This is a genomic window from Pseudomonas resinovorans NBRC 106553, from assembly GCF_000412695.1.
Classification (GTDB): domain Bacteria; phylum Pseudomonadota; class Gammaproteobacteria; order Pseudomonadales; family Pseudomonadaceae; genus Metapseudomonas; species Metapseudomonas resinovorans_A.
Genome location: NC_021499.1, coordinates 2,773,606 through 2,799,408, shown reverse-complemented (window position 1 = coordinate 2,799,408; position 25,803 = coordinate 2,773,606). Strand labels below are relative to the sequence as shown.

General features: G+C 63.6%; 28 protein-coding genes, 3 tRNA genes and 2 pseudogenes. 18 read left to right on the top strand and 15 right to left on the bottom strand.

The genetic code is table 11. The features are described from left to right. Positions 1-114 precede the first annotated feature (114 nt). The 4 genes and pseudogenes from PCA10_RS31130 to PCA10_RS30950 all read left to right on the top strand — a co-directional run. Positions 115-243, top strand: a complete 129-nt coding sequence (locus tag PCA10_RS31130) for a hypothetical protein (protein ID WP_269451145.1) — start codon at positions 115-117, stop codon at positions 241-243. 159 nt (positions 244-402) lie between these two features. Continuing rightward, a complete protein-coding gene (locus PCA10_RS12620; RefSeq protein ID WP_016492473.1) occupies positions 403-855 on the top strand; it encodes a hypothetical protein in 453 nt (150 codons plus the stop codon). A 57-nt stretch (positions 856-912) separates the two neighbouring features. Then, positions 913-978, top strand: a pseudogene (locus PCA10_RS31295) (terminase small subunit); the annotation flags it as partial. A 53-nt stretch (positions 979-1,031) separates the two neighbouring features. Continuing rightward, positions 1,032-1,283: pseudogene (locus tag PCA10_RS30950) on the top strand (site-specific integrase); the annotation flags it as partial. A gap of 98 nt (positions 1,284-1,381) precedes the next feature. On the opposite strand, the gene PCA10_RS12610 reads toward PCA10_RS30950, so the two are convergent. The 7 genes from PCA10_RS12610 to PCA10_RS12580 all read right to left on the bottom strand — a co-directional run bounded on the left by PCA10_RS12610 (position 1,382) and on the right by PCA10_RS12580 (position 7,196). Further along, positions 1,382-1,455 (bottom strand) — tRNA-Cys (locus PCA10_RS12610). Between the two features lie 41 nt (positions 1,456-1,496). After that, positions 1,497-1,572 (bottom strand) — tRNA-Gly (locus PCA10_RS12605). Between the two features lie 69 nt (positions 1,573-1,641). After that, positions 1,642-2,202, bottom strand: a complete 561-nt coding sequence (gene pgsA, locus PCA10_RS12600) for a CDP-diacylglycerol--glycerol-3-phosphate 3-phosphatidyltransferase (RefSeq protein ID WP_016492471.1) — start codon at positions 2,200-2,202, stop codon at positions 1,642-1,644. 32 nt (positions 2,203-2,234) lie between these two features. Beyond that, positions 2,235-4,058: an excinuclease ABC subunit UvrC gene (gene uvrC / locus PCA10_RS12595; protein ID WP_016492470.1), complete on the bottom strand. Its 1,824-nt coding sequence runs from the start codon at positions 4,056-4,058 to the stop codon at positions 2,235-2,237. Position 4,059: 1 nt separating this feature from the next. Beyond that, positions 4,060-4,704 carry a response regulator transcription factor GacA gene (gacA, locus tag PCA10_RS12590; protein ID WP_016492469.1) on the bottom strand — a complete coding sequence of 215 codons (645 nt, stop codon included), beginning with the start codon at positions 4,702-4,704 and terminating at the stop codon, positions 4,060-4,062. A gap of 289 nt (positions 4,705-4,993) precedes the next feature. Further along, positions 4,994-5,617, bottom strand: coding sequence for an SCO family protein (locus tag PCA10_RS12585; protein ID WP_016492468.1), 624 nt, complete (start codon positions 5,615-5,617; stop codon positions 4,994-4,996). Between the two features lie 25 nt (positions 5,618-5,642). Then, positions 5,643-7,196: a multicopper oxidase family protein gene (locus PCA10_RS12580; RefSeq protein WP_016492467.1), complete on the bottom strand. Its 1,554-nt coding sequence runs from the start codon at positions 7,194-7,196 to the stop codon at positions 5,643-5,645. 725 nt (positions 7,197-7,921) lie between these two features. Between PCA10_RS12580 and PCA10_RS12575 the strand changes: the two genes are divergently transcribed. The 5 genes from PCA10_RS12575 (at position 7,922) to PCA10_RS12555 (ending at position 14,352) form a co-directional block, all read left to right on the top strand. Continuing rightward, positions 7,922-8,950 (top strand): AraC family transcriptional regulator, encoded by a 1,029-nt coding sequence (locus tag PCA10_RS12575; protein ID WP_016492466.1) that lies wholly within the window; start codon positions 7,922-7,924, stop codon positions 8,948-8,950. Between the two features lie 100 nt (positions 8,951-9,050). Beyond that, entirely contained in the window at positions 9,051-10,292 is a 1,242-nt protein-coding gene (locus tag PCA10_RS12570; RefSeq protein WP_016492465.1) for a sterol desaturase family protein, read from the top strand. A gap of 1 nt (position 10,293) precedes the next feature. After that, positions 10,294-10,863 (top strand): hypothetical protein, encoded by a 570-nt coding sequence (locus PCA10_RS12565; protein WP_016492464.1) that lies wholly within the window; start codon positions 10,294-10,296, stop codon positions 10,861-10,863. Between the two features lie 117 nt (positions 10,864-10,980). After that, positions 10,981-12,933, top strand: coding sequence for a DUF1302 domain-containing protein (locus PCA10_RS12560; protein ID WP_016492463.1), 1,953 nt, complete (start codon positions 10,981-10,983; stop codon positions 12,931-12,933). 51 nt (positions 12,934-12,984) lie between these two features. Next, positions 12,985-14,352 carry a DUF1329 domain-containing protein gene (locus tag PCA10_RS12555; protein ID WP_016492462.1) on the top strand — a complete coding sequence of 456 codons (1,368 nt, stop codon included), beginning with the start codon at positions 12,985-12,987 and terminating at the stop codon, positions 14,350-14,352. A gap of 46 nt (positions 14,353-14,398) precedes the next feature. Here the strand turns inward: PCA10_RS12555 and PCA10_RS12550 are convergent, their stop codons facing one another. Beyond that, on the bottom strand, positions 14,399-14,779 hold the full coding sequence (locus PCA10_RS12550) for a hypothetical protein (protein WP_016492461.1): 381 nt from the start codon (positions 14,777-14,779) through the stop codon (positions 14,399-14,401). Positions 14,780-15,029: 250 nt separating this feature from the next. On the opposite strand from PCA10_RS12550, the gene PCA10_RS12545 reads away from it, so the two are divergent. After that, positions 15,030-15,230 (top strand): hypothetical protein, encoded by a 201-nt coding sequence (locus tag PCA10_RS12545; protein ID WP_016492460.1) that lies wholly within the window; start codon positions 15,030-15,032, stop codon positions 15,228-15,230. A 43-nt stretch (positions 15,231-15,273) separates the two neighbouring features. On the opposite strand, the gene PCA10_RS31250 is transcribed toward PCA10_RS12545, so the two are convergent. Further along, the gene (locus PCA10_RS31250) at positions 15,274-15,468 is read right to left on the bottom strand and encodes a hypothetical protein (protein ID WP_016492459.1); all 195 of its coding nucleotides are present in this window, start codon (positions 15,466-15,468) and stop codon (positions 15,274-15,276) included. A 308-nt stretch (positions 15,469-15,776) separates the two neighbouring features. On the opposite strand from PCA10_RS31250, the gene PCA10_RS12535 reads away from it, so the two are divergent. Further along, complete coding sequence (locus PCA10_RS12535; protein WP_016492458.1) at positions 15,777-15,986, top strand: cold shock domain-containing protein; 210 nt, start codon at positions 15,777-15,779, stop codon at positions 15,984-15,986. A 208-nt stretch (positions 15,987-16,194) separates the two neighbouring features. Here PCA10_RS12535 and PCA10_RS12530 read toward each other — a convergent pair. Continuing rightward, positions 16,195-16,284 (bottom strand) — tRNA-Ser (locus PCA10_RS12530). A 125-nt stretch (positions 16,285-16,409) separates the two neighbouring features. On the opposite strand from PCA10_RS12530, the gene PCA10_RS12525 reads away from it, so the two are divergent. From PCA10_RS12525 to PCA10_RS12495, 7 genes are all read left to right on the top strand, one after another. Continuing rightward, complete coding sequence (locus PCA10_RS12525; protein WP_016492457.1) at positions 16,410-17,078, top strand: Bax inhibitor-1/YccA family protein; 669 nt, start codon at positions 16,410-16,412, stop codon at positions 17,076-17,078. 114 nt (positions 17,079-17,192) lie between these two features. Continuing rightward, positions 17,193-17,585, top strand: coding sequence for a sulfurtransferase complex subunit TusD (gene tusD, locus PCA10_RS12520; RefSeq protein ID WP_016492456.1), 393 nt, complete (start codon positions 17,193-17,195; stop codon positions 17,583-17,585). A gap of 1 nt (position 17,586) precedes the next feature. After that, positions 17,587-17,943 carry a sulfurtransferase complex subunit TusC gene (tusC, locus tag PCA10_RS12515; protein ID WP_016492455.1) on the top strand — a complete coding sequence of 119 codons (357 nt, stop codon included), beginning with the start codon at positions 17,587-17,589 and terminating at the stop codon, positions 17,941-17,943. Then, entirely contained in the window at positions 17,943-18,245 is a 303-nt protein-coding gene (gene tusB, locus PCA10_RS12510; protein WP_016492454.1) for a sulfurtransferase complex subunit TusB, read from the top strand. The genes tusC and tusB overlap by 1 nt, the downstream gene beginning before the upstream one ends. Next, positions 18,242-18,577 (top strand): TusE/DsrC/DsvC family sulfur relay protein, encoded by a 336-nt coding sequence (locus tag PCA10_RS12505; RefSeq protein ID WP_016492453.1) that lies wholly within the window; start codon positions 18,242-18,244, stop codon positions 18,575-18,577. The genes tusB and PCA10_RS12505 overlap by 4 nt, the downstream gene beginning before the upstream one ends. Beyond that, the gene (locus PCA10_RS12500; RefSeq protein ID WP_016492452.1) at positions 18,574-19,557 is read left to right on the top strand and encodes a glycosyl transferase family protein; all 984 of its coding nucleotides are present in this window, start codon (positions 18,574-18,576) and stop codon (positions 19,555-19,557) included. The genes PCA10_RS12505 and PCA10_RS12500 overlap by 4 nt, the downstream gene beginning before the upstream one ends. 85 nt (positions 19,558-19,642) lie before the next feature. Next, on the top strand, positions 19,643-20,656 hold the full coding sequence (locus PCA10_RS12495) for a glutathione S-transferase family protein (protein ID WP_016492451.1): 1,014 nt from the start codon (positions 19,643-19,645) through the stop codon (positions 20,654-20,656). Here the strand turns inward: PCA10_RS12495 and cysG are convergent. From cysG to lolA, 5 genes are all read right to left on the bottom strand, one after another. Continuing rightward, positions 20,641-22,035 (bottom strand): siroheme synthase CysG, encoded by a 1,395-nt coding sequence (gene cysG / locus PCA10_RS12490; protein WP_016492450.1) that lies wholly within the window; start codon positions 22,033-22,035, stop codon positions 20,641-20,643. The two genes, PCA10_RS12495 and cysG, sit on opposite strands and share 16 nt — an antisense overlap. A 121-nt stretch (positions 22,036-22,156) precedes the next feature. Then, positions 22,157-23,437, bottom strand: coding sequence for a serine--tRNA ligase (serS, locus tag PCA10_RS12485; RefSeq protein WP_016492449.1), 1,281 nt, complete (start codon positions 23,435-23,437; stop codon positions 22,157-22,159). A 16-nt stretch (positions 23,438-23,453) separates the two neighbouring features. Continuing rightward, positions 23,454-23,828: a fluoride efflux transporter CrcB gene (gene crcB, locus PCA10_RS12480; protein ID WP_016492448.1), complete on the bottom strand. Its 375-nt coding sequence runs from the start codon at positions 23,826-23,828 to the stop codon at positions 23,454-23,456. Continuing rightward, positions 23,825-25,150 carry a replication-associated recombination protein A gene (locus tag PCA10_RS12475; protein WP_016492447.1) on the bottom strand — a complete coding sequence of 442 codons (1,326 nt, stop codon included), beginning with the start codon at positions 25,148-25,150 and terminating at the stop codon, positions 23,825-23,827. The genes crcB and PCA10_RS12475 overlap by 4 nt, the downstream gene beginning before the upstream one ends. A gap of 12 nt (positions 25,151-25,162) precedes the next feature. Further along, positions 25,163-25,789 (bottom strand): outer membrane lipoprotein periplasmic chaperone LolA, encoded by a 627-nt coding sequence (gene lolA / locus PCA10_RS12470; RefSeq protein WP_016492446.1) that lies wholly within the window; start codon positions 25,787-25,789, stop codon positions 25,163-25,165. Positions 25,790-25,803 lie beyond the last annotated feature (14 nt).

Sequence of the window (25,803 nt, the reverse complement as noted above, 5' to 3'; positions counted from 1 at the left end):
AGCGTAATAGCTGAATTTCATAATCGGATTGCAAATCCGTGTACGCCGGTTCGATTCCGACTTCGGCCTCCATCTAAAAAGCCTCGTAGATCATCGATCTACGGGGCTTTTTTCTTGCTCTGCAGAAAGTGCATTGGCGAAGAAACAAGGCATTACCTGGCTTCAGCCCTGGTCATGGCCTTCTGCGGCGCGATGGTGATCTACATCCTGGACGGCAAGGTGCGGATCGAGCCGCGCCCCTGACCACTGGCAGGCCTGCTGGCGCTGTTCGCCGCCGGCGTGTGGCGCTGCCGTGGCAACCTGGCTGCACTGCTGGATTACCCCCAGGCTGGGACGGCAAGGAGCGGCGTCAGGCTCACAAGTGACGGCATACTGCCTGTCCACTCACGACAGGAGGTTGCCATGCAATTTAAACAGTTCACAGAGGAAGAGGTCAGGCTTGTCCGCCATGCTACCCACGACACACACAACCTTCTTGGTCGAGCAAAGACTATTCTCCAAAAGATCAAGTCGGTCTTTGACTCTGAGTATGCGAAAGAAGAGTGGGGAGTGAACTTCGACCTTCAGAACGACGGTAACGTGGCAATCGATACACCCTACGGGGAGGCCAGAATTCGCTTGGTCTTTTCCGTTGACGAAAAGGGCAGCAGATGCCAGTGCCTGGTCGAAAAGGTGGAACTCAATCGTCAAGACCAGAAGGAGTGGATACCAGTTTGGGCGATCTGGGTAACCGAGTTGGGGGTATTCCCGGGGAGTGAAATCGCGCCTCCAATGCCAACATTCGGCAACAGCAATGGCTATGCGATGCTAGCGCTTTCCATCCTTTACGCTGTTGCTCGCGGACCTGAGAAGTAGGTCTCGCTCAACTACGAGCCCCGCCCAGTGCGGGGCTTTTCGTTTGTGAGGTAACACATGGCGCTGACCAAGAAGCGGCGCCTGTTCGTCGAGGAATACCTGGTCAATCTCAACGCGACGCAAGCGGCGATCAGGGCCAAGTGCAGCAAGAACCGCGCGACGGAGATCGGGTACTGCGGGTTTCCTGGCCGATGCTGCGCAACCGCTGGGACGACGCCCGTGCAAGCGCCGCAGCGGCGGCCGACGAACGCGGCGAGGCGGAACTGGCCGATCGCATTCGTCAGTTCCAGTTCCGGGATATCAGGCCGAAAGCGGCCAGCGAGATCCGCGACGTGGCCGATGCCAGCGTGCTTCTCGGTCATAGCAAGGAAGAGATCACGGAGCGCGTTTACCGCCGTGTCGGTGCCGTTGCGAAGCCGTCGAGGTGATGGAAGTTATGGGACGCGTCCCAAAACTATCCGCCAAGCGTACTTTCGCAAGGAATGAAAAAAGCCCCGTAGATCGATGATCTACGGGGCTTTTTAGATGGAGGCCGAAGTCGGAATCGAACCGGCGTACACGGATTTGCAATCCGCTGCATGACCACTCTGCCATCCGGCCTAAACGATGACGCCGCTATCGGCGGCGGCGTCGCGTGAAACTGGAGCGGGAAACGAGACTCGAACTCGCGACCCCGACCTTGGCAAGGTCGTGCTCTACCAACTGAGCTATTCCCGCTTTGTCGTGTTGACGGGCGCCATTCTATAGATTCACGAACAGCCGTCAACCCCTTGATTCAAAAAAGCTTTATTTTTCCTTTGGGTCCGCCCGCAGGTGCGGCCAGGCAGCCAGCAGGTAGTGCAGCATGGACCAGAGGGTCAGTGCCGCAGCCAGGATCAGCAGGAAATAACCGATACCCACCCAGAGGTTGAGCAGCGGCGGGTTGGCCAGCAGGATGACCAGGGCCAGCATCTGCGCCGCGGTCTTCCACTTGCCGAGATTGGATACCGCTACATGAGCGCGCGCGCCCAGTTCCGCCATCCATTCGCGCAAGGCGGATACCACGATCTCACGACCGATGATGGTAGCCGCCGGCAGGGTCAGCCAGAGGTTGTGGTGCTCTTCCACTAGCAGGACCAATGCGACCGCCACCATCAGCTTGTCCGCCACCGGGTCGAGGAAGGCGCCGAAGGGCGTGCTCTGCTGCCAGCGCCGCGCCAGGTAACCATCGAACCAGTCGGTAATCGCGGCGATGGCGAAGACCACGCTGGCTGCCAGGTAGCTCCAGGAGAACGGCAGATAGAACAGCAGAATGAAGACGGGAATGAGCAGTACGCGAAGAACGGTGAGGAGGTTTGGAATATTCATCGTTACGGCTGGTTCTGAAGGAATGCGGCATTCTACTCGCTGTGCAGGGCCGCATAAATCGACTCAGCAAGCTTTTTGCTGATCCCGGGCGCCTTGGCGATTTCCTCGATGCTGGCGCGGTTGAGCTCCTGCAGCCCGCCAAAGTGCTTGAGCAGCTCCCGACGGCGCTTGGGCCCTACTCCCGCCACCTCTTCCAGGCTCGAGGTACTCCGCGCCTTGCCACGCCGCGCACGGTGCCCAGTGATGGCAAAACGGTGCGCCTCGTCGCGGATCTGCTGGATCAGGTGCAGTGCGGGGGAGTCCGCCGGCAAGGTGAATTCGTGGGCAGCGTCGTTCAGGTAGAGGGTTTCGAAACCGGGCTTGCGGGTTACACCCTTGGCGACGCCGAGCAGGATCAGCTCCGGTACCGCCAGCTCCCGGAGGACTTCCTGGGCCATGGCCAACTGGCCCTTGCCACCGTCCACCAGCAACACGTCGGGCAGCTTGCCCTCCCCGTCCTTCAGTTTGCTGAAGCGCCGCGACAGCGCCTGGTGCATGGCCGCGTAGTCGTCGCCCGCGGTGACGCCTTCGATGTTGTAGCGGCGATAGTCGGACTTCAGGGCGCCTTCGGGCCCGAACACCACGCAGGACGCCACGGTGGCCTCGCCGCTCGAATGGCTGATGTCGTAGCACTCCAGACGCTGCGGCGCCTCGTCGAGGCCCAGGGCTTCGGCGAGGGCCTCGAAACGCGCGGCCGTGTGCTGCCGATTGGCCAGCCGCGCCGTCAGGGCTTGCTCGGCGTTGGTGACCGCCAGCTGCTGCCAGCGCGCGCGAGTGCCACGCACCCGGTGACTGATGTCCAGCTCCCGACCGCGCAGTTCGGCGATGGCGGCGATGAGGGTCGGGAAGTCTTCATGGGTCGTGTTGACGATCAGTTCGCTGGGCAGGTCCCGTTCCTGGTTGCCCAGGTAGTACTGGCCGATGAAGGCCACCAGTACGTCGGCGCCCTCTTCTTCTATCGCGACCTGGGGGAAGAAATTCTTGCTGCCGAGCACGCGTCCGCCGCGCACGCTGATCAGGTGCACGCAGGCGCCGCCCGGCGTGGCGAAGGCGGCGATCACATCGATATCGCCGGTGCCGCCCTCCATGCTCTGCTGGTCCTGCACGCGGCGCAGGATGGAAATCTGGTCACGCAGTTCAGCCGCACGCTCGAAGTCCAGGCGCATGGCCGCCTCTTCCATGCCGCTGGAGAGTTCCTGGGACAGTGCATTGCTGCGCCCCTCCAGGAACATCACCGAGTGGCGCACGTCTTCGGCGTACTCGCCCGGCTCCACCAGCCCCACGCATGGCGCCTTGCAGCGCTTGATCTGGTATTGCAGGCAGGGCCGTGTGCGGTTCTTGTAGTAGCTGTCCTCGCACTGGCGAACCAGGAAGGCCTTCTGCAACAGATTGAGGCTCTCGCGGATGGCACCGGCACTGGGATAAGGGCCGAAATAGCGCCCCTTCTGCTTCTTCGCGCCACGGTGGATACTCAGCCGGGGGAAATCGCCGTCGCTGAGATGCACGTAGGGGTAGGACTTGTCATCCCGGAGCAGGATGTTGTACGGCGGCCGCCATTCCTTGATCAGCGTCTGCTCCAGCAGCAGCGCCTCGGTTTCGTTGGCGGTGATGGTGGTCTCGACCTGGGCGATCTTCCCCACCAGGGCGGCGGTCTTGGGTGCCAGGCCGGTCTTGCGGAAGTAGCTGGCGAGACGCTTCTTCAGGTTCTTCGCCTTGCCCACATAAAGCAGCTTGCCGCCCGCATCGAACATCCGGTAGACACCCGGACGACCGCTGCAGGCGGCAAGGAAAGCACTTGCGTCGAAGGAGTCGGACATCTTAGCTGACGGCGTCTACCATGCCGTGCCGAACCGCCAGCAGTACCAACTCCACGTCGCTGGAAATCGAGAGCTTGTCGAAGATGCGATAGCGGTAGGTGTTCACTGTCTTCGGCGACAGGCAGAGCTTGTCCGAAATGCTCTGCACCTTCTGGCAGTTGGCGATCATCAGGGCGATCTGAATCTCCCGTTCGGAAAGCAGGTCGAACGGCGAACCATTGGACTGCGGCTGGAAGGACTTGAGCGCCAATTGCTGGGCGATCTGCGGACTGATGAAACGCTGGCCGGCAAAGACCTGGCGGATCGCCTGAATCATCTCTTCCAGGGCGGCGCCCTTGGTCAGGTAACCCGCCGCACCGGCTTGCAGCAGCCGGGTCGGGAAAGGGTCTTCCTCGCAGGCGGTCACCGCCACCACTTTCATGTCGGTATGGCTGCGCAGCAGCTTGCGAGTGGCTTCAAGGCCACCGATGCCGGGCATCTTGACGTCCATCAGGACGACGTCAGGCTTGAGCTCCCGCGCTTTCTTCAGGGCTTCCTCGCCGCAATCGGCCTGGCCTACTACCTGCAGGCCATCTACATCGGCCAGCATGCGGGTAATCCCCGTTCTCACCAGATCGTGGTCATCGACCACCAGCACCCTAATCAAGCCACACCTCTCAGTGCATCGCGCGCTACCGCGGCAGCAAGCTTGTTCAAATGAAGCTCACATTAGCAAATGACCGGAAAATGACCTAGCGCCAGATGCAGCCAGCGTCAAAGTGGCAGCGCCAAATTTTCAACCGAAAGGACTGGACGCGACGAATAACGAGGGAATTTTACGAGAAGTACATTTATTAAAAACAACAGCTTACACAGCTTTAATCATGTTAATTATCACCAAAAGCAAGCAAGGAAAGCGAGGTGTCCCTGTTACGCCAGGGACACCCTCGTGCCTTTCAGGACGCCGCGCTCCAATCGTGGTCGACGTGGTTCAAGGTTGAGAAGATGTGCTGCGCTCCGGTCAACGCCGGTGCCATGGTCCAGCGCTGGTAGCTGTCGTTGCCCATGCGCACCAGGCCGGTATGGCTGGTCAGGTCCCGATCGACCTCGGGGTCCACGTCATAGAAGCCCAGGCTTACCCGCACCGCCTCTATGTCGTCCGGATCGCCGGTGAGGAACTGCCAGCCCTCTCCCAGATGATATTTCTCGACATAGGCCCTCAGTACCTCAGGGGTATCCAGTAGCGGCTGCAAGGTAATGGAGTGCATGTGGACACTGCGCCCCGCCCTGTCCCCCAGCAACTGCTGGAACTGCCGCAGGTTGGCGGTCATGGTCGGGCACTTGCCCGTGCACTGGGTGTACATCATGTTGAAGGTCACGACCTTGCCGCGAATGAGGTCGTCGTAGAACTTCACCTTGCGTCCTTCATGGGTGTAGAGCGTGACATTGGGGAAAGGCACAGCCCCGGCGGCATGCGCCGGAGCGGCCTGCAGCATGTCGCCATTGCGGGTCGCGGCCCAGCCCGCCAGCAGGGCGGCCGCGCCGCCGAGCCCCGCCAGCATATTTCTGCGCGTATTCATGGTGATTGCTCCTCCGCCGGCGGCCTCAGACGATGTCCCAACGCAACATCATGGCGTGGTCCTCGTGGATCAGGTTGTGGCAGTGCATGGGGTACTTGCCCTTGTAGTCACGAAAGCGCAGGAAAATCCGCAAGGTGGTGAACGGCTCGACCACATAGACGTCCTTGCGACCCTGCTCATGGGCCGGGATCGGGACGCTGACGCCCTTGACCAGCTTCTGCAGTATTCGCCCTTCCTCGAAGTGGATATGGATGGGGTGGCTCCAACCGTCGTTGACGTTGGACAGCTCCCAGATCTCGTAGCCACCCTTGGGTATCTGCGCCCGGGGGACGTTCACGTCGACGAACTTGGCGTTGATCGCCCACATGCCCTTGTCACGCTCGAAGATCCAGCGGCGTACCGGCGCCGCGGCGATCTCGGCCGGGGTGATCACTGGCAGCGGCCGCAAGCTGGCGGGCACGCGACTGAGGTCCTGGGTGGGTGGATAGCGGTCGACGATGATCTTCAGCACTCGATCACCGGGTTCCTTGACGTCCTTGGGCAGCCGGGTCTCCACCTGGCGCATGCGGTTGACCAGGTACAGCTGGGTGCCGATCACGTACTTGGAGAAGTCCACCACTATGTCGGCGCGCTCGGCCACGCCCAGGGTCACGCTGGTCTGGTTGAGCAAGGGCGCCGGCAGCAGGTTGCCGTCGTTGGAGATGTAGGTGAACTTCTGCAACACATTGGTCGGCGTCACCAGGGCCAAGTTGTAGAAGCGGCTCGGGCCGGTATTCAGCAAGCGGAAACGGTACTTGCGCGCCGCGACCCGCAACACCGGCTCGATGCGTCCGTTGACCGCGACCTTGTCGCCAAGCACGCCTTCCGGGTGGACCTGGTCATAGAAGAGCCGGCCGCTGGCGTCGAAACGCCTGTCGTTGAAGTTCAACGGATAGTCGTAGGGATGGCTCGGCAAACGCAGCGCAGTGGGGCTTGGGTCGGCTTCATTACCGGAATCCACTTCATCGAAGATGTAATAGAACCCCGCCAGGCCGAGGTAGAGGTTCGGCGCGGTGAAGTCCAGGGTGTGGTCGTGATAGAAGAGCGTCCCCAGTGCCTCGGTGGGATCGCCCTTGAGATCCTGGCGCGCCTCGAACCCGGCCTTGACGTTGGAGTAGAGGTGATCCTTGAAGCGACCCTTGGCCGTCAGCGTCGGACCGTACTTGTTGGGGCTGTAGTAGTCGCCCGGGAAGCCATCGCTCTCCGACCCGCAATGCAGGTTGTGCAGGTGGGTGGATATCTCCGGGGTGCCGAAGCCGACGTGGTTCTGCGGCAGCTTGTTATGGATGCGGCAGATCAATGGGCGCCCGTAGCGCGCGAAGAAGGTCGCGCTGGGCATGCTGTTGTCCGGGTTGCTATTGGTCTGGTAACCCCAGATGCGCTGCGGTGGGTAGGACGGGCTGTACACCCAGTCGTTGCGCTCGACCGCGCTGATCTCGTAGAGCAACGCGCCCGGGGCGAACTGCGCCCAGCGCTGGTGGGGGCTGCGCCCCGCCTCGCCACCGGCGACGTTGGCCGCCTCCGTAGGTACCGGACTCAACGACGAAACAGCGCCCGCCGGATTCACCTGGGTGGGCAGTTCATGGGCCCAGGGCACCGTGGGTGGACTGGGTGGAAACACTGGAATCGCGGTTTCGGCCCGGGCCCTCGTCGTGGTTGTCATCAGCAGCGGCGCCGCCATGGTCGCTGCCGTCAGTTTGAGAAACTTCCTTCTCCCCTCGCCGTCGACCGAGTCCTCCGGCCGACCTGTCGCGTGCTCGCAGTCAGGGCGTTTCATGACTATCTCCAGTTGCTGGCCCTCGACACCGGCTGGATGCCTTATGGCATCTCTGTTGGAAAACGCGCCGACGAAGGTATGGGCTGATTGAGCTTTCGCTCGTTTTGTTTAGCGCCGCAGAACGTCAATAAGCTGACTTAAGAGCAGATGTATCAAAATGTAAATGCCACACAGTCAAGGTATTGGCACGCCCGTCGAAAGCCCAAAGAAATGGCAGAAAAATGACGGAGAAAGGATGGAAAACGCCTGAAAACGCGGCATTGAGAGCGGATGGCGCCCAATCGACAGGAGGTTGGCGCGATTGCGCAAGCGCGAGGTAAAGAAGGCCTTTAGCGTTCTTTATCAGAACTATCTGACAGGCCACTTCCTTTCTGCCGACACCAGGGTCCCCGGGGTGTGGCCGAACAGGCTCAGGCATTGCTAGAGTGCGCCCGATCACCAGCCTTCAAGCCCAGGCCTCCGGGCGACAGCCAACACATCGATTCGCCATGCGCCCTGCCAGTACAAGTGCCGCCTTCGTCAGTCACGTCCTCAGCATCGCCGTCCAACAGGGTTGCGACGAGGACGCCCTGTGCCGGCAGGTGGGCCTGTCCAGGACCCAGCTCGCCGATCCCATCCAACGCATCCCCATGCGCCAGCTGCGCGACTTGATGGCACTGGCCAGCGAGGCCTGCGGCCAGGCACATTTCGGTTTGCTGGTGGGGGCCACCGTGCGGCCCGGCACCTACGGCTGCCTGGGCTACGTGGCCATGACCAGCAACACCCTGGGCGATGCCATGGGCATGATCCGGCGCTTCGGCAAGATCGTCTTCGACAGCCCCTCGAGCCAGACACGCATCGCCATGGACGGCGAGCGTGTGACGATCGAGGACTGTCGCATCACCGAACTGGAACCCTACAGCGCCCTGCTGCAAGAGGCGGTACTCATCGGCTGGACCGCGTTCGGCCGCTGGTTGATCGGCACGAACATGCCACCGCTGGAAGTCCATATGCGCCATGCCGCGCTGGGCGCCCCCGAACACTACGAGCGTTTCTTCGGCTGCCCCGTGCAGTTCAACAGCCACATGAACGGCCTGGTATTTCCCGAGGAGATGCTGCGCGCCCCGGTGCTGGGCGCCGATCCACGCACCCACCGGAGCATGCTGCTGGAGGCCGACGTCCAGCTCGGGCGCTCCTATGCGCCCTACTCCGTCATCGCCCGGGTGCGCGCCTTTCTCGTCGAGGCATTGCCCAACGGCGACGCCAGCCTGGAAAGCGTCGCCCGCCATCTGGCCATGTCGCCACGCACCCTGCAGCGCAAGCTGGCGATGGAGAACGAGAGCTTCTCCCTGGTGCTTGAAGCCGTGCGCATGGAACTGGCCGATCACTACCTGCGCTGCACCGAATCCAGCGTCATGGATATCTCGCTGATGCTCGGCTATTCCCAGGCCAGCGCCTTCAGCCATGCCTTCCGCCAGTTCCGTGGATTGTCGCCGGCGGACTACCGCAAGTTCCTGGCCATGGCCGAGGATAGCTGAGCACCAAGTTGTCGCCTTACAGCACGCGACCCGGCGCCTTGCCGAAGGCTCGCCCTGGGCCCAGGGGTTAGCCTGCCTCCGACAACAACAAGGAGGCAGTATGCCCAACGCAATTGTCTACGCCGTCCCCCTGTTCATTCTCCTGCTGGTGGTGGAAATGCTCTGGGGTGCCTGGCGTCATAAACAGACCTTCGCCTTGAGCGACACGCTCTCGAGCATCTCCCTCGGCCTCAGCGGCCAGGTGGTCAACCTCTTCGTCCGGGTACTGAACTTCGGCGTCTACGTACTGGCCTACCAATACCTGGCGCTGTTCGAGCTGGACACCTCGCAGTGGTGGGTCTGGGCCATCGGCCTGATCGGCTACGACTTCTGCTACTACTGGCACCACCGTATGGGCCACGAGGTCAATCTCCTCTGGGCGTCGCACGTGGTCCACCACTCCAGCGAGGAGTACAACTACGCCACCGCCATGCGCCAGACCAGCACCGGCTTCCTGAGCAACTGGGTGTTCTACTGGCCGTTGGCGCTGATCGGCATCCCGCCGACCGTGTTCGTGATCGCCGGCGCCGTGGTCCTGGGCTACCAGTTCTGGGTCCACACCCGCCACGTCGGCAGCCTCGGCTGGTTCGACCGCTGGTTCTGCTCGCCCTCCAACCATCGCGTTCACCATGGCCAGAACGCCTACTGCGTGGACCGCAACTACGCCGGCGTGCTGATGATCTGGGACCGCATGTTCGGCACCTTCGCCGAAGAGCGCCCGGAGTCGGAAGAGCCGATCATCTACGGCATCCACGGCCAGCTGAAGACCTTCGACCCGCTGCGCGCGAACTTCCACAAGTACGGCGACCTCTACGCCGACTTCCGCCTGGCGGACAACTGGAAGGACCGCATCAAGGTCTGGTTCGCCCGCCCCGGCTGGCGCCCCGCCGCCGCCGAACGGCTGGACCCGAAGAAGCCCTACGACATCGCCGAGTTCCGCATCTACCGGCCGCGCATTTCCACCGCCACGTCCATCTACTGCGTACTGCAGATGTTGCTGCTGATGGTCCTGGGCCTGGGCCTGCTCGCCTTCGCCGCGCAGATGCCGCTGACCTGGAAGTTGCTCGGCGCCGCCTGGGTCCTTGCCACCGTCTGGATCATGGGGCGCACCCTGGAAAATCGTCCCGGCCATGCACGCTGGCAATGGTTGTGGCTGTTCTCCCTGAGCGTGCCGGCGCTTATCGTGCACCAGCACTGGGGCCTGCCGCCGACCTGGGCCGCCCTCCTGGCACTGCCCCTGCTTGGTGTCCTGGCGTTCGCACTCCTGCGAGCCGTGCGTCAACTGCAGCCTGTGGAGGCCTGAGATGGTCCAGAGCGTCATCTGTGAGCTGTTGCTGTTCGGTGCCTGCCTCCTGGCGGTCACCCTCAGCCTGCGCGCGGGCCATTACTGGCGGGGCCTGGGGCTTGCGCTGATCGGCCTGGCGGCGCTGCTCGGCGCCTTTCACTATGCCGGCATGGAAACGGTCAAGCCCTTGCACCAGGCGGCGTCGAGCCTCTCCGGGCGAGTCAGCCTGCTGCTGATCGCGGCGGCCAGCCTGGTGGGCCCGGCGCGAAACGCACTGCTGCTGGCCCTGGCGGGCGTGATGCTCTGGTTACCCGCGCAAGCCGCACTGGCCGGCAACGTCCTGGCGCTGATGGTAATCGCCTGGAAAGGCCGCTCGCGCCACTGGCCGCTGGCAATCGCCGGCTGTCTGCTGTTCATGGCCGCCGGACTCCTGGTGGGCACCCAGGGCGAGTGGCTGGGGATTCCCCGGCTGGACCTCTTCCACCTGACCCTGGCGCTGGCCGTGGGCTGCTGGCTGCTCGCGGGCGGGCCACCGCTGCGGCAACAAGCAGAGCCAAGAACCCCGATGCGCCTGGAAAAGGAGGGCTGAGCGCAGCGGGCCGCGCGACAGTTCCAACCCCGCTACCAACGGCGTCCACGCCCGGAGCACCGGGCGCCGCCGACCAAAGACAAACACAACAATAAGCAGTCTCTGGAGTAAAACCCCATGCAATCCAAATCCCGCAAGCGCTGCTTGCAGGCGGCGCCTGCTATCGCCTGCGTTTTGCCTCTGATGCTTTCCGGTCAAGCCAAGGCCGTGGAATTCAGCTTCCTCGACAACGAAGTCAATGGCTCACTGGATACCACCCTTTCCTACGGCACGCTGTGGCGCGTCCAGGGCCAGGACCGCACCAACAACGACGTCAACAGCAACGATGGCAACCGCAACTTCAACACGGGGCTGGTTTCCGAGGTCTACAAGATCACCTCGGACTTCGAGGCCACCTACCGCAACTACGGCGTCTTCGTCCGCGGCTCGGCGTTCTATGACACCCGCATCATGGACCACCGCAACGACTACTACGACAACAACCGGCCGCCCCAGCCCAGCCAGAACTACCCCCGCGACGACCGCTTCACCAGCGAGACCCGGGACACCGCCGGGCGCAGCGCGGAAATCTACGACGCCTATCTCTACGGCAACTGGGACGTCGCCGATATGCCGCTGACCGCGCGCATCGGTCGGCAGGTCTTCAACTGGGGCGAGGGGCTGTTCTACCGGGGCGGGATCAACACCACCAACCCGGTGGACTCCGCGCGCTTCCGCCTGCCCGGCTCCGAACTCAAGGAAGTCCTGCTGCCGGTGGAAGCGGTCAACTTCAATATCGGCCTCACCGACAACCTGGCGATGGACGCCTTCTACCAGTGGAACTGGAAGGAAACCCGCATCGACCCGGTCGGCACCTTCTTCTCGGAAACCGACCTGTTCGCCGATGGCGGCAACACCGGCTACACCCGCGTCAACGCCTTCGCCGACCCGACCTTCCAGGGCCTTTACCAGCAGCTGGCGGGCATCAACTTCGGCGGCCTGCAGGGCACCGACTACCTGGACCGCAACGGTTTCTTCAAGGTATCCAGCATCGGCCAGGACCTGAACGCCAAGAACGACGGCCAGTTCGGCGTGTCCTTCCGCTACATAGCCGAGGCGCTCAACTCCACCGAGTTCGGCTTCTACTTCGTCAACTACCACGCCAAGGAGCCGATGATCTTCGCCGAGGTCGACCCGGCCTACGCCGGCCTGAACATCGACCAGTTGGCCGGACTCGGCGGCTTCGGCAGCTATGACGCCCTGGTGGCGGCGGCGCGCTCCGGCAACCCCGCGGCAGCCCAGGCCCTGGGCCTGGTCAATGGCATGTCGGCGGTGGACCTGGCCAACCAGGTGATCGCCCGTCGCGACTACGTCGAAGACATCCGCATGTACGGCCTGAGCTTCAACACCACCATCGCCGATGCGTCGGTATTCGGCGAGATCGCCTATCGGCCCAACATGCCGGTGGGCATCTCCACCACCAACGACCTGCTCTACGACATGCTCGCCCAGGCGGCGCCCATGGCCGGTGGCCGGCCGGTGAGCATCGGCGGCAAGCAAGTGAGCATCGGCGACCAGGTCCACAACTACGAGCGGGCGGAGTCCTACAACACCTCCCTGGGCACCATCTACAACTTCGGCCCGTCGCTGTCCTTCGACTCGCTGATGGGTGTCGCCGAGTTCGCCTCGGAGCACCTGCGTGGCAGCAGCCTGAAATACCGTGCCTACGACGGCTCGATACGCCGCTACGCCGGCCGCGCCAACGGTGCCTACATCTCCGGCTTCGACAATGGCGACCAGGTCAGCCGCGATGCCTACGGCTACACCCTGCTGCTCAGCGGCACCTGGAACGACCTGTTCGCCGGGGTGAACCTCTCGCCCTACGGCGTCTTCAAGGAAGACATCTCCGGCAACTCCCACCAGACCGGCAACTTCATCGAGGGACGTCGGGCCTTCACCCTGGGCGTGAAGGCCACCTACCTCAACGCCCTGGAAGCCGAGTTGCAGTACACCGAGTTCTACGGCGCCGGACAGGCCAACGCCGGCCGCGACCGCGACAACATCGGATTCAACGTCAAGTACTCCTTCTAACGCCGACCGCCGCCGGCCCCTTGCCGGCGGAACCCCATCTGGAGAGTCACCATGCGCAACTTGCGTACCCTGATCGGCGCAGCCATGACCCTGGCGCTGTGCAACGGCAATGCCCTGGCGGCGGTGTCCGCCCAACAGGCGGCCCAGCTGCAATCCACCCTGACCCCGCTGGGCGCCGAGCGTGCCGGCAACGCCGCCGGCACGATCCCCGCCTGGACCGGCGGCATCACCGCGGCGCCGGCGGGCTACCAGCCCACTCAGCACCACATCGATCCCTTCCCGGACGACAAGCCGCTGTTCACCATCACCGCGGCCAACCTGGCGCAATACCAGGACCAGCTGACCGCCGGCCAGATCGCCCTGTTCAAGACCTATCCCGACAGTTTCCGCATGCCCATCTACCCCAGCCGCCGCAGCGGATCGGCGCCACAATGGGTCTACGACAACACCTTCAGCAACGCCACCAGCGCCAAGCTGGTGGCCGGGGGCAACGGTTTCGTCGATGCCTTCGGCGGCATCCCCTTCCCCATTCCGCAGAGCGGCGTGGAAGCGGTGTGGAACCACATCGCGCGCTACCGTGGCACCTACATCGTCCGTCGTGCGGCGGAAACCGCCGTGCAGCGCAACGGCGATTTCTCCCTGGTGACCTCCCAGCAGGAAGCCCTGTTCAAGTACTACCAGCAGGGTGGCAACTTCAACGAACTGGGCAACCGGATGTTCTACTTCCTCGCGTTCACCCGCAGCCCGGCACGCCTGGCTGGCGGCGCCTCGCTGGTGCACGAGACCCTCGACCAGGTCAGGGAGCCGCGCCAGGCCTGGGCCTACAACGCCGGTCAACGACGCGTGCGTCGCGCGCCGAACCTTGCCTATGACACGCCCATCGCCTCGTCCGACGGACTGCGTACCGCCGATGACACGGACCTGTACAACGGCTCGCCCGATCGCTACGACTGGACACTGGTAGGCAAGCGCGAGATCTACATCCCCTACAACAACTACCGGCTTTCCGCGGGAACCCTGAAGTACCGCGAGCTGCTGCAACCCAACCACATCAACCCCGAGCAGACCCGCTACGAACTGCATCGGGTATGGGTGGTGGAAGGCAAGCTCAAGCCCGGTGCCCGGCACATCTACGCCAAGCGCGTGCTGTTCCTGGACGAGGACAGCTGGGGGGCGGCGGTGGTCGACCAGTACGACGGCCGCGGCGAACTCTGGCGCGTCTCGATGGCGTACCTGAAGAACTACTACGAGCTGCCGACAGTCTGGACCAGCCTCGATGTCTTCCACGACCTGCAAGCCCGGCGCTATCACGTGATGAACCTGGACAACGAGGAAGCCACCAGCATCGACTTTGCCCAGGCAGAACCGAGCAGCGACTATTTCACGCCCTCCGCCCTGCGTCGTCGCGGTACCCGCTAAAGCAGAAAGGCGGGCGAGCCCTCGAGGGCTCGCCCGCCTCCGCAGGTCAACCCGGGATGCCCGCCCGCACCCGGCGCTCCTGGCGCAGTGCATGAAGCGTCCACAGTCCCCCAAGGAAATCCACCGCGCCGAACAGCACCATCATCGGTGCGGCAAGCCCCAGTGCGGCAAACAACGCGAAACTCGCCAGCACCAGTGCCCGGGTGTAGACCGACGCGAGAAACAACGGGCGCGACTCACTCAACGCCGCGAACCAGTAATAAACGCCGATATTGAACACCAGCACGCCCACCACCCGGATCCACACCTCCCGGGCGGGCTCCATGAAGAACAGCGGCAGCAACAGATTGGGTATCGCCGCCAGGGCGAGTCCCAGCAGCATCAGGTAGACCCCGAACCACTTCAACGTCAACGCGGGTTTGGACATGTTCAGCTCTCGATTCGATGAATGACCGGCACCATCACCAACGGCGGCGCCTTCTGGCCCGCGCAGGCTAACCAGCTCCGCCAACGGCTGCGCGCGCCCAGGCGCCACCTCGAATGCGCAAGGACGCCAAACTGCCGCAGAGGGGCATCGGAGAGCGGTTGAAATGATCCGTATCGACTGCGAGGTTGCGAGATCGGCCAATAGTGGCTATCAAAAATGTTCCACTTCTTCCCTAACAAGGAGTTCCGCCATGAGTGCACGCTTCTCGGTGAAAAGGATCCCGCGAGCCGACGTCAGAGGAATCAGGAACGGCGATGTTCTAGGAGGAACGGCCATGGATGCCTACTGGTACCGAATAATCGACAGGGCGACGGGGGTCTATGTCGGTAACAAGCATCACGACGAAACGCTGGCAAACCACGAATGCGAGAAGCTGAACACCCGGACGTGACCACCATGGCTGTGGCCGTCGAAACCCGAAAAGACAAAAGCCCCTATTCGGGGCTTTTGTTTTGGGATTCGGTTTCCGGTTTCCTGGCCTGGGCCTTGGTCCACTGTGACTTCTTGCGATCCGCGTCCCACCCGGTCGCTCCGGTAGGTATCTCCTTGATCTCGCCACCTTTCGACAGGAAGGCCTTGGTCTGCTCGTCCAGCTCGGATCTCGCTCGGCTTGTCTCTGCATCGGACACGTGGGTCACCTCTCAGTGATGAGCCCTCATCGCGAGCGGCTCGACTGGAGACTATACAGCTATAGCTGCGCGCGTGTCGGGATCCTGGGTCGCCCGTCCAGCGCCAAGCTCGAAAATCGGCACTCCAGCAGAAAAGGCTTTCTAATCCCGGCAGACCCTGTATCCTGTCGCGACTGCCTGCTCAGTCTTGCGGCACCGTTTTGATGTTCTGTCCTACGATTTTCCATCTCCTCGGCACGCTTCACTTCGCATACAGTCCTGGCCAGGTTTTTCGCCTGCCAATTTCCCTACACCTTGGAGATAACAACATGTCTACTCGTCAAAACGGTATCGTTAAGTGGTTCAACGCCGAGAAAGGTTTCGGCTTCATCACCCCTGAGCAAGGTCCGGACGTATTCGTTCACTTCCGTCAGATCGAAAGCGACGGCTACAAGTCCCTGGACGAAGGTCAGCGCGTGAGCTTCCTCGTCACCGCCGGCGCCAAAGGCCCTCAGGCTGAGCAAGTTCGCGCCCTGTAAGGGTTGCTGAATTGCTGAAAGAGCCCCGCTTATGCGGGGCTTTTTCGTTTCTGTTGCCATGAAAGCCGCGAATCCGGTTGGAGATGGCTGCACGGCCGCTATCCCCACTTGAGACAGCATGCATGCAGGCATGACGAGCAAGGGAAACGAGAGGGGGTTACCCCGGAAACACAAAAGCCCCGAAAACCGGGGCTTTCAGCTATATAGATGGCGGAGGCGGTGAGATTCGAACTCACGGAAGAGTCTCCCCTTCGGCGGTTTTCAAGACCGCTGCCTTAAACCACTCGGCCACACCTCCGCTGCGCGGGGCGCCATAGTACCGGAACGCAACACGCTGTCAAACTCTTGCATTTGGCGCGTTTCGAGCGTCTGTTAATATCCAGGACTGACCAAGGTCACGGAAACCATTTCGGGAGCGTCGCGATGAACGAACAGAACTATGCACTCAACCCCGCGCAGGCGGAGCAGCTTGAAGTCAGCCGCGTCCTGCGCAACACCTACGGGCTGCTGGCCCTGACACTCGCGTTCAGCGGCCTGGTTGCCTATATCGCCCAGCAGATGCGCGTACCCTACCCCGGCTTCTTCGTGGTGCTGGTCGGCTTCTACGGCTTGTTCTTCCTCACCGTGAAGCTGCGCGATTCGGCTTGGGGCCTGGTGTCCACCTTCGCCTTGACCGGGTTCATGGGTTACACCCTGGGTCCGATCCTGAACGCCTACCTCGGCATGCCCAACGGCAGCGAAGTGGTGAGCTCGGCCTTCGCCATGACCGCCCTGGTGTTCTTCGGACTGTCCGCCTACGTGCTGACCACCCGCAAGGACATGAGCTTCCTTGGTGGCTTCATCACCGCCGGTTTCTTCGTCCTGATCGGCGCCACGCTGGCCAGCTTCTTCTTCAACATCAGCGGCCTGCAACTGGCGATCAGCGCCGGCTTCGTGGTGTTCTCCTCGGTCTGCATCCTGTTCCAGACCAGCGCCATCATCCACGGCGGCGAGCGCAACTACATCATGGCCACCATCAGCCTGTACGTGTCCATCTACAACCTGTTCATCAGCCTGCTGCAACTGATCGGCGTGTTCGGCAGCAACGACTGACAACCAATCGACTCTTCGGACTAGCCCGCTTCGGCGGGCTTTTTCGTGTCCGGGCGGGCAAAATGGCGCGTCTGGCCGTATCATTCCAGCTGCTTTCCATTCGCCCGAGCGACCATGAAATTCGCCATCGCCCTGTTCGCCCCCGCCCACGCACCTTCTTCCCGACGAGCCCTGCGTTTCGCCGAAGCCTGCCTGGCCGGCGGTCATGAGATCGTCCGCCTGTTCTTCTATCAGGACGGCGTACACAGCGCCTCCGCCAACGTCGTCGCCCCCCAGGACGAACCGAACCTCTCCGCCGAGTGGAGCGCCTTCGTCGTCGAACACAAGCTGGACGGCGTCGTGTGCATCGCCGCGGCATTGCGACGCGGCGTACTGAACGCGGAAGAATCCCAGCGCTATGGACGCCCCGCTGACAATCTGGCGGCCGGCTGGGAGCTGTCCGGCCTGGGCCAACTGCACGAAGCGGCGCAGATGGCCGATCGCCTGGTCAGCTTTGGAGGCAACTGAAATGAAATCAATGCTGATCATCAGCCGCCAGGCTCCCTGGAGCGGCCCCGGCGCCCGCGAGGCACTGGACATCGCCCTGGCCGGTGGCGCCTTCGACCTGCCCCTGGGCATGCTGTTCCTCGATGACGGTGTGTTCCAGCTGGTGGCCAGGCAGCAACCAGCGGCACTCCAGCAAAAGGACCTGACCGCCAACCTGCAGGCGCTCCCGCTGTTCGGTGTCGAGTGCCTCTACGCCTCCGCCCGCAGCCTGCAGGAACGCGGCCTGCACGGCACCGAGCTGAACCTCGCCGTAGAGGTTCTCGACGACGGTGCCCTGACCGCCCTTATCGACCGTTACGACCAGGTGCTCACCCTCTGATGGCCACCCTGCATATCCTCTCCCACTCCCCGTTTGCCGACAGCCGCCTCGGCAGCTGCCTGCGCCTGCTGGCGCCGAACGATGGCCTGCTGCTCAGCGGCGACGCGGCGTACGCCCTGCAACCCGGCAGCCTGACGCGCCAGGCGCTGGATCTGATGCCCGACGCCATTGCCCTGTACGCCCTGGCCGAAGACCTCGAAGCCCGCGCCCTCCCCGACTTGCCGCCGCGCCTGATAGCGCTGGACTACCCGGCCTTCGTCGAGCGCTGCTGCCACTACGACAAGGTGAACAGCTGGTTATGAGCGATCTACTCATCGACGACCGCAGGATCCCCCTGGACAAGGATGGCTACCTGCAGCAGCTGAGCGACTGGAACCCCACCGTGGCCGAGGCCCTGGCCGAGCGCGAAGAACTTCAGTTGCAGCCGGAACACTGGGAGATACTCGAACTCCTGCGCGGCTTCTACGCGGAATTCCAGCTGTCGCCGGCCAATCGCCCACTGGTCAAGTACGTGGCGCAGAAGCTCGGCCCGGACAAGGGCAACAGCCTGCACCTCAACCGCCTATTCAAGGGCGCCCCGGCCAAGCTTGCTGCCAAGCTCGCCGGCCTGCCGAAGCCGACCAACTGCCTATGAATCTCGTCACCCCAGCCGAACACCCCTTCGCCCACTTCGTCCGCATCCTCGGCAAGGGCAAGCGCGGCGCCCGCGCCATGACCCGCGAGGAAGCCCGCGAAGCCATGGGCATGCTGCTCGATGGCAAAGTGGAGGACACCCAGCTCGGCGCCTTCCTCATGCTGCTGCGGCACAAGGAGGAGAACGCCGAGGAGCTGGCCGGCTTCACCGAAGCCTTCCGCCAGCGCAACCAGGCGCCGGAAATTTCCGTCGACCTGGACTGGCCGAGCTACGCCGGCAAGAAACGCCACCTGCCCTGGTACCTGCTGGCCGCCAAGGCCCTGGCCGACAGCGGCGTACGCATCCTGCTCCATGGCGGCGGCGCCCATACCGCCGGACGCGTCTACAGCGAACAGCTGCTGGAGCTCCTGGATATCCCGCTCTGCCGGGACTGGCAGCAGGTTGCCACCGCCCTCGACGAGCGCCGACTGGCGTTCATTCCCCTCGGCGCCTGGGCGCCGCAGCTGCAACGGATGATCGACCTGCGCAACACCCTCGGCCTGCGCTCGCCGATCCACTCCCTGGCGCGCATCCTCAACCCGCTCGGCGCGCGCTGCGGCCTGCAGAGCATCTTCCACCCCGGCTACCAGGCGGTTCACCGCGAAGCCAGCCAACTGCTCGGCGACCACGCCGTCGTGATCAAGGGTGAAGGCGGCGAGATCGAGGTCAATCCCGATGGCACCTGCCACCTCTACGGCACCACCGACGGCCAGGCCTGGGACGAGGAATGGCCGGCGCTCTCAGCGCTGCGCCACGTGAAGCCGGAAAGCCTGGACGCCAACCAGTTGGTAGCCGTCTGGCGCGGCGAGGCCGAGGACGCCTACGGTCACCTGGCGATCCGCTCCACCATGGCCTTGGCCCTGCACGGATTGGGCATGAGCCGCGAGCAGGCGTTCACCGAAGCCGACCGGATCTGGGCCGCCCGCCAGATATCGAGCTGATCGATAATAGAACCCACGAATTTGCGCTTTTACATCGATCAACCGCCGATAGACTGAACTCCGAACTCAACTGCGGAGAACGACCATGGGCCTGTTGATCGATGGCAAGTGGCATGACAAATGGTACGACACGGCCAAGGACGGACGTTTTCAGCGCGAGAGCGCGCGGCGGCGCAACTGGATCACCACCGACGGAGCCCCTGGCCCCTCCGGCCTGGGCGGTTTTCCGGCTGAAGCCGGCCGCTACCACCTGTACGTGTCCCTGGCCTGCCCCTGGGCGCACCGCACCCTGATCTTCCGCAAGCTCAAGGGCCTGGAATCGCTGATCGACGTCTCGGTAGTGAGCTGGCTGATGCTGGAACAGGGCTGGACCTTCGACCCGCAATACGGCTCGACCGGCGACAAACTGGACGGTCTTACCTACCTGCACCACCGCTATACCCTGGACAGCCCCGACTACAGCGGCCGCGTCACGGTGCCGCTGCTCTGGGACAAGCAGACCGGACGCATCGTCAGCAATGAATCGTCCGAGATCATCCGGATGTTCAACAGCGCCTTCGACCATCTGACCGGCAACCGCCTGGACTTCTACCCCGAAGCCCTGCGCGGCAAGATCGACGCCCTCAACGAGCGCATCTACCCAGCCATCAACAACGGCGTGTACCGCGCCGGCTTCGCCACCACCCAGGCAGCCTATGAAGAAGCTTTCCACGCCCTGTTCGACGAGCTGGACCATCTGGACGCCCTACTGGCAACCCGACGCTACCTGACGGGCGAACGGATCACCGAAGCGGACTGGCGTCTGTTCACCACGCTGATCCGCTTCGACGCCGTCTACCACGGGCACTTCAAGTGCAACCTACGGCGCCTGGAGGACCACCCCAACCTGTCGGGCTGGCTGCGCGAGCTCTATCAATGGACGGGTGTGGCAGAGACGGTGAACTTCACCCACATCAAGCACCACTACTACGCCAGCCATCGCACCATCAACCCCACTGGCGTGGTGCCCCTGGGCCCGGTGCAGGACTTCAGCCGCCCCCATGATCGCGGGCACCTGAAGGCGCTGCCGATGGCACGCAAGGATCAGGCTCCGGCCTGATCCCCTTCGAACCAGGCAAGCTTCTCGCGCAGGGTCACCACCTCGCCCACGATCACCAGGGTGGGCGCGTGGACCTCATGCTCCACCACCAACTGCGGCAGATTGGCCAGGGTACCGGTGAACACGCGCTGGCGGCTGGTGGTGCCTTGCTGCACCAGGGCTGCCGGTGTTTCGGCGGCACGGCCATGCTTGACCAACTGCTCGCAGATCATCGGCAAGCCAACCAGCCCCATGTAGAACACCAGGGTCTGGCCGGGCGCCACCAGGTCACCCCAAGGCAGGTCGCAGCTACCATCCTTCAAGTGGCCAGTGACGAAGCGCACCGACTGCGCGTAGTCGCGATGGGTCAGCGGAATGCCGGCATAGGCGGCGCAGCCCGAGGCCGCAGTGATGCCGGGCACCACCTGGAAGGGAATGTCGTTGGCCGCCAGCTCTTCGATCTCCTCGCCACCACGGCCGAAGATGAAGGGATCGCCGCCCTTCAGGCGCAGTACGCGCTTGCCCAGCTTGGCCTGCTCGATCAACAGCCGGTTGATCTCGTCCTGGGGCAGCGCGTGGTCGGCGCGGCGCTTGCCGACATAGATGCGTTCGGCATCGCGGCGGCACAACTCGATGATCGGCTCGGCCACCAGGCGGTCGTAGAGCACCACATCGGCCTGCTGCATCAGTCGCAGGGCGCGGAAGGTCAGCAGGTCGGGATCACCCGGGCCGGCCCCAACCAGATAGACCTCGCCAAGCGCCTTGGGCGCCCCGCCGGCAACCCGCTCGGCAAGCAGGCGTTCGGCTTCGGCGCCCTGCCCGGCCAACATGCGCTCAGCCACCGGCCCCTGGAAGACCTCCTCCCAGAACACCCGGCGCTGCTGCACATCAGGGAGCAAGGCCTTCACCTGGTCGCGGAACTTCTTCGCCAGGCCGGCCAACTGGCCATAGGCGGAGGGAATCCAGGTCTCGATCTTGGCGCGGATCAACCGGGCCAGCACTGGCGCGTCACCGGCACTGGAGACGGCGACGATCAGCGGCGAACGATCGACGATGGCGGGGAAGATCACGCTGCAGAGTTTCGGTGCATCCACCACATTGACCGGAATGCCACGGGCCTGGGCCTGGGCGGACACTTCGGCATTCAGGGCCTGGTCGTCGCTGGCGGCGATGACCAGCACGCAACCGGCCAGGTCAGCCTCGCCATAGCCGCGCAGATGGGCTTCGCCCGTGCTGCCTTCGACCATTTCCAGCAGCTGTGCCTCGATCCGCGGCGCCACCACCCGCAGCCGCGCACCGGCATCGGCCAGCAGCCGCGCCTTGCGCAACGCCACTTCGCCGCCACCGACCACCAGCACCTGGCGCCCTTGGAGATTGTGGAACAGCGGGAGGAAATCCATAGCGGGGCCTTCTTGCGATAGCGGGTGGGGATACAGCTCAACGGTCACCGCCCGCGTGCAGCCTGGCTACGACGCGGGCGGTGGGGTTTTCCATTTCCCCTGCCGAGGCAGGGGACGGCGATCAGCCGATGACTTCGAGGCCGCCCATGTAGGGCTTGAGTACCTCGGGTACGCGGATGCTGCCGTCGGCTTGCTGGTAGTTCTCCAGCACGGCCACCAGGGTACGGCCAACGGCCAGGCCGGAGCCGTTCAGGGTGTGCACCAGTTCGGGCTTGCCGGTTTCCGGGTTGCGGTAGCGCGCCTGCATGCGGCGGGCCTGGAAGTCGCCGCAGTTGGAGCAGGAGGAAATCTCGCGGTACTTGTCCTGGCTCGGCACCCAGACTTCCAGGTCGTAGGTCTTCACGGCGGAGAAGCCCATGTCGCCGGTGCACAGGGCCAGCACGCGGTAAGGCAGTTCCAGCAGCTGCAGTACGCGCTCGGCGTTGGCAGTCAGGCCTTCCAGGGCCTCGAAGGACTTGGACGGCTCGACGATCTGCACCATCTCGACCTTGTCGAACTGGTGCTGGCGGATCATGCCACGGGTATCGCGGCCGGACGCGCCGGCTTCGCTGCGGAAGCACGGGGTGTGGGCGACGAACTTGATCGGCAGCTGCTTGGCGTCGAGGATCTCGCCGGCCACGATGTTGGTCAGGGAGACTTCGGCGGTGGGGATCAGGTAGAAGTCGGCCTCGTCTTCGCGGGAGATCTTGAACAGGTCTTCCTCGAACTTCGGCAGCTGGCCGGTGCCCTGCAGGGCCGGGGCCTGGACCAGGTAAGGCGTGTAGGCCTCTTCGTAGCCGTGATCGGTGACGTGCAGGTTGATCATGAACTGCGCGAGGGCGCGGTGCAGGCGGGCGATGGGGCCGCGCAGCAGGGCGAAACGTGCGCCGGACAGTTTGGCGGCGGTCTCGAAGTCCAGCCAGCCGTATTGCTCGCCCAGGGCCACATGGTCCTTGATCTCGAAATCGAAGGCCTTCGGCGTGCCCCAGCGACGCACCTCGACGTTGCCTTCTTCGTCTTCGCCTACCGGCACGGACTCATCGGGCAAGTTCGGGATGTTCAGCAGCAGGTTGTCCAGCTCGGCCTGGATGCTTTCCAGCTCGCGCTTGCCCTCCTCCAGCTCGCCGCCCATGCGGTCGACGTCGGCCAGCAACGGCGCGATGTCCTCACCACGCTGCTTGGCCTGGCCGATGGACTTGGAACGGGCATTGCGCTCGGCCTGCAGCTGTTCGGTGCGGGTCTGCACTGCCTTGCGCTGGTTCTCCAGCGCTTCCAGGCGCACTACGTCCAGTTCAAAGCCACGGGTGGCGAGGCGTTCCGCGATTTCCCGGGGCTGGGTGCGGACCAGTTTGGCGTCGAGCATGTCAGGTTCTCGTCTCTCAGATTTTCGTCAGTATCAGGCCGGCCCAGGTGGCGAGCAGGCCGCCCAACACGCTCAGCGCGCCATAGCCCAGGGCCATTGGCAGCTGGCCATTTTCCAGCAGGCGCAGCGTGTCGAGGGAAAAGGATGAAAAAGTCGTCAGGCCGCCCAGAAATCCCACCATCAGCCCGGAACGGACCTCCATCGGGATATCCGGGCGCGCCAGGAACAGACCATATAAATAGCCGATCAGCAGGCAGCCAACGATATTGACCGCAAGGGTACCGGCGTAGAAGTGGCGTGGCCAGTAGCTGGCCACCAGATTGCCGGTGGCGAAGCGCAACAGGGTACCCGCCACGCCGCCGGCCGAGACCGCCAGGATCAGTCCGATCATGACTTTCTCCGCTGCCAGGAGCTGTTGCGGTCGAGGTTGTCCAGATGCTGCAACTTGTCGCGGATCTTCAGTTCCAGCCCGCGCGGAACCGGCTGGTAGTACTGGCGCGGTTCGAGCCGTTCGGGGAAGTAGTCCTCCCCTGCCGCGTAGGCATCCGGCTCATCGTGGGCGTAGCGGTACTCTTCGCCGTAGCCCAGCTGTTTCATCAGCTTGGTCGGCGCATTGCGCAGGTGCAGCGGTACTTCCAGGGACCCGTTTTCGGCGGCATCCCGCATCGCGGCCTTGAAGGCCATGTAGACAGCGTTGCTTTTCGGCGCGCAGGCCAGGTAGGTGATGGCCTGGGCGACCGCCAACTCACCTTCGGGGCTGCCGAGGCGCTCCTGCACATCCCAGGCCGACAGGCACAGGCTGAGGGCGCGGGGGTCGGCGTTGCCGATATCCTCGCTGGCCATGCGCACGACACGGCGGGCGATGTAGAGCGGGTCGCAGCCGCCGTCGAGCATCCGCGCATACCAGTAGAGGGCGGCGTCGGGGTCGGAGCCCCGCACGGACTTGTGCAGGGCGGAAATCTGGTCGTAGAAGGCCTCGCCACCCTTGTCGAACCGGCGGCGGCTATCCCCCAGCAGGTTCTGCAGCAGGTCGGCGCCTATCGCGTCGCCGTCCTCGGCCAGGTCGGCGGCATTCTCCAGCAGGTTGAGCAAGCGACGACCATCGCCGTCAGCAGCCGCCATGAGTATGGCGAAACTGTCGTCGGGAAGGCTCAGGCGACGCTTGCCCAGCCCCTTGTCCTCGTTCAGTGCCCGCGACACAAGCTTGCGCAGCGCCGCCTCGTCCAGGCTTTTCAGCACGTAGACACGGGCGCGGGACAGCAGCGCGTTGTTCAGCTCGAAAGACGGGTTCTCGGTGGTGGCGCCGATGAAGATCAGCGTGCCGTCTTCCACATAGGGCAGGAAGGCGTCCTGCTGGGACTTGTTGAAGCGGTGCACTTCATCGACGAAGAGAATGGTGCGCCGGCCGTACTGGCCTGCCTGCTGCTTTGCCACTTCCACCGACTGGCGGATTTCCTTCACCCCGGACAGCACCGCTGAGATGGTCTCGAAGTGGGCGTCGCTGACCTGTGCCAGCAATTTCGCCAGGGTGGTCTTGCCCACCCCGGGCGGCCCCCAGAAGATCATCGAATGCAGCGCGCCCTGCTCCAGGGCTTCGCGTAGCGGCTTTCCCGCACCCAGCAAGTGTTCCTGGCCGACGTACTCATCCAGGCTGGTGGCGCGCAGACGCGCCGCCAGGGGCTGGGCGATGGGTTCGGAGCGGAAGAGATCCATGGGCGTTGCGGCTTATTCCTGGATGACGTCGGCGCCTTCGGGAATCTTGAAGGTGAACTGCGCGGTATCGATCGCCTGGTTCATCTTGATCCCGAGGAACAGGATGTTGGTGCGCTGGCCGACGCTGTCGATCAGCTGCATGTCGTTGATCACGCCGTTGCGGAACGACAGGCGCAGGGTATCGAACAGGGTGTCCTTGGCCTTGGGCTTGAGGATGAAGTCCACCACGTCGCCGCCTTCCTTGTGGGTGATCTCGAAGTTCTCGCTGATCTTCGAGATGTCACCGGAAAGCAGCAGCGCCGGGGTGTGGGTCAGGCGCTGGTCGAGGGTCTGGATGGTCACCTGCTCGAGGTCCGGATCGTACAGCCAGACCTTTTCGCCATTGGAAACCAGCAGTTGCTCCATGGGGGCGTCGGTGTGCCAGCGGAACAGGCCCGGGCGTTTCAGCGACAGCTCACCGGAGGTCTCCTGCAGCTGGGTGCCGGAGCCGTCCAGGGTCAGCTGGGAGAAACGGCCGGTAATGGTCTGGGCCTTGTTGAGCATTTCGGTCAGGCGGCTGATAGCCACCTTGTCGTCAGCCTGGACGCTCAGGGCAGTCAGGCCGAGCACAGCCACCATGAGCATGCGGATCAGTCGCATGGATATCCTCTCTA